The sequence below is a fragment of the Megasphaera sp. DJF_B143 genome (assembly GCF_900320625.1).
Classification (GTDB): Bacteria; Bacillota; Negativicutes; order Veillonellales; family Megasphaeraceae; genus Megasphaera; species Megasphaera hexanoica.
In genome coordinates this window covers 1-2,688 of sequence record NZ_ONTA01000270.1, presented here as the reverse complement: position 1 = coordinate 2,688, position 2,688 = coordinate 1, and the positions used below count along the sequence as shown (strand labels likewise).

The 2,688-nt window shown below is 45.5% G+C and carries 4 protein-coding genes and 1 pseudogene; 1 reads left to right on the top strand and 4 read right to left on the bottom strand.

Features of this window, described 5'->3' with window-relative positions:
* From DBO31_RS07925 to DBO31_RS07910, 4 genes and pseudogenes are all read right to left on the bottom strand, one after another.
* Window positions 1–473: pseudogene (locus tag DBO31_RS07925) on the bottom strand (cation-transporting P-type ATPase); the annotation flags it as partial.
* Between the two features lie 5 nt (window positions 474–478).
* On the bottom strand, window positions 479–1,102 hold the full coding sequence (locus DBO31_RS07920) for an HMA2 domain-containing protein (protein WP_059075985.1): 624 nt from the start codon (window positions 1,100–1,102) through the stop codon (window positions 479–481).
* Between the two features lie 4 nt (window positions 1,103–1,106).
* A complete protein-coding gene (locus DBO31_RS07915) occupies window positions 1,107–1,355 on the bottom strand; it encodes an HMA2 domain-containing protein (RefSeq protein ID WP_234995438.1) in 249 nt (82 codons plus the stop codon).
* Between the two features lie 112 nt (window positions 1,356–1,467).
* On the bottom strand, window positions 1,468–1,686 hold the full coding sequence (locus DBO31_RS07910) for a hypothetical protein (protein ID WP_059075984.1): 219 nt from the start codon (window positions 1,684–1,686) through the stop codon (window positions 1,468–1,470).
* 457 nt (window positions 1,687–2,143) lie between these two features.
* Here DBO31_RS07910 and DBO31_RS07905 point away from each other — a divergent pair.
* On the top strand, window positions 2,144–2,688 hold a 545-nt coding region (locus DBO31_RS07905), incomplete at its 3' end, for a heavy-metal-associated domain-containing protein (protein ID WP_150824877.1).

Genomic DNA, 2,688 nt, shown 5'->3' with positions numbered 1-2,688 from the left:
GATTCAGGTTTTCCTGCCAGAACCGATGCAACGACAGCTGTCGCCGTCAACGTATCGGCATTGGCCTGATGCTGCTGGACGACACCGAGAACACCGTTTTTAATGAACCGGCGGGCAATGAACAGGGTAAAGAGCCGGCGGAACAAAAGAATGCTATCGTAAAATGCCGGATTGGTTTTGCGCAGGATATTCATGGCAATAAATCCACCAACAGACAGGATTGCTTCCCGTTTATAGGAAGCAATATCCAAATCTTTTCGTTCTTCCCGTTTTGCACCATACGTTTTTTCAAAGCTGTACAGCAAAGGCAGAGCCGAGCGGGGATCAAACGGCCGTCTATAATACAGAGTAACCAGCCGGCCGTCAGTCGAGGCCGCTACGACACCTCGCAGCTGGCGCAGCCGCACTCCCAGCAGAGGACGGATCCGGGCAGGGATTTCTGCATGGAGCCGCAATTTGGTACACATATACATAACAATCACTTTCCTCTCAAAAGGCTGTACGCCCACCATAAGAGCTGCGGACCAGACGCCCGTTCATTCATCGCGATAGTCCGGCGCAGTCCCCGTATAATGAATATGAGGGAAACCAGCGCTTTCAAGTCAAGCAGATGACCCGTACTGTCCGATACTCCCTGATTGAACATACGGCAGACATCAGCAGCGGTATGACGGAAGTCTGATTCGACTTTCTGTTCCATCGTTTTAGCTTCGTCCAGTTCTTTCATCAGCTCTTCCCCCGGTAAGGGAACAGAAAAAACCTGTTCGCTCAACACCTTTTCGACCGTATCGAGCGTTTTTTCATCCCCCAGGAGGAGGATACTGCCCGTTCGGGGATTGATTTCAACACGGCGGATGCCCGACATTTTATACAGACATTGTGCCAGGAGTCCGGCCAGGACCTGATTGCGTACGAGGCTTCTGGCATAATAGCGGCGTCGTCCCGGACTTTGGGATGCCCGGCTAAAAAGCGGTAAAACAGGAACAGGCCGGGAATCTGGTATAGTGTTGTGGGCGACGCCTGAATGGCCGGAGTTACTAAAAAATTGGTGAATCGACTTACCAATAGAGGCACCAATCATGAATCCTGATACATAAGACACGTTGTTATCTCCTTTCTATGCGCTTGACGACGTATTGTTCCACTTTCGCCAATTCGTGATTTGTCCGGAGCAGGCCAGGCTGATATTTGATTAATACGGAACCGGTCACCATATTGACTTCAACCGAGTCTATTTCATGATAGCTGGAAATATACGCATACACCTGCCGGCACAATCCGGCATTACCTATCAGCCGCTTGCTGTAGAGCCGGATACGGCCTGGAATATAAGAAGATATCTGCACAGACCGCATAATAATATCCCATTTTGAAAATGGCAGCATATTCTGTTTACCTTTCACAAATTCTGATATCACAAGAAAAAGAGACTGTCCCAGGAGTGCGAGACAGTCTCTTTTCTTCTGATTATTTAGCCTGTGCTGCTTCCTGTGCGGCAATCATATCTTCGAGTTCTTCTTTTTGACGCTGTAATTCAGCAACAGGAACTGTAGCCGATGCTGCTGTAGCAGCCGGCTGCTGCAGAGCCAGTAGCTGCTGTTCTCTTTCGACCATCAGTTTATATCCGAAAATACCTGCCAGTACACCCACGCCTAAGCCAATCCAAAAATCCTGATTCTGAAACATAGGGACATCTCCTTTTATCCGGCTCCATCTTTCCTGAGAATTACGAAGCTGTTGTTGTGAAATTGATAACTTTTTACATTAATTATTATATATGAAATCGGTAATTACTGTCAATATTGTGATATTATGTTTTTAAATTTTTTGAACGCCCTTGATATACATGTATTTTATCGCCTTGTCTTCGGAGATACGTTTATGTGACTTATTATGCATTATATAATTTTAGATTTATTTATCAATATCTTCTAGCTTGAAGGTTTTATATGAACCTTAATAAATACCTGCCCAGTTTACTGAATCCAGTTTACTGAATAATATTATTATAATAAAAATATCATCTTGACATCTGCCATCAAACAGCGTATGCTAATAGCATAAAATAAATGAAGATATGTTCATATGTTTAAATGTTAGAAATGAAGTTTATATACTATACTAATCAAAGAAGGTGCTTGAGATGGAAAAAGTATTTGTTTTAAAAGGGCTGGACTGCCCGAACTGCTCCGCTAAGATTGAAAAAGAGGTAGGCGAATTGGAAGGCATTACTTCCTCTACGGTAAATCTCATGAAACAGACTCTGACGATTACGCTGGATGAGGACCGGGCCCGTACGATAACTCCCATCATCGAATCAATCGTACATACACACGAACCTGATGTAGAGGTGCAGGAACAGTCAGAAGCATCTCCGGGCTGCAGTGAGGAGAATGAAAATACGCGAAACCGCATCATCCGCCTGGCCGCCGGCGCCATCCTGTATGCCATCATCATGGTCCTTCATTCCTTTTACTCTTTTACCGGTATTACTTACCTGGCAGGACTCATAGCCGCCTATTTTATCCTGGGCTATGACGTTCTCTGGCAGGCATTGCGCAATATTACCCATGGCCGGATTTTCGATGAACATTTCCTCATGAGCATTTCCACCATCGGAGCCTTTGGCATCGGCGAATATCCGGAAGCGGTTGCCGTCATGCTGTTCTACCAGATTGGCGAATGGTT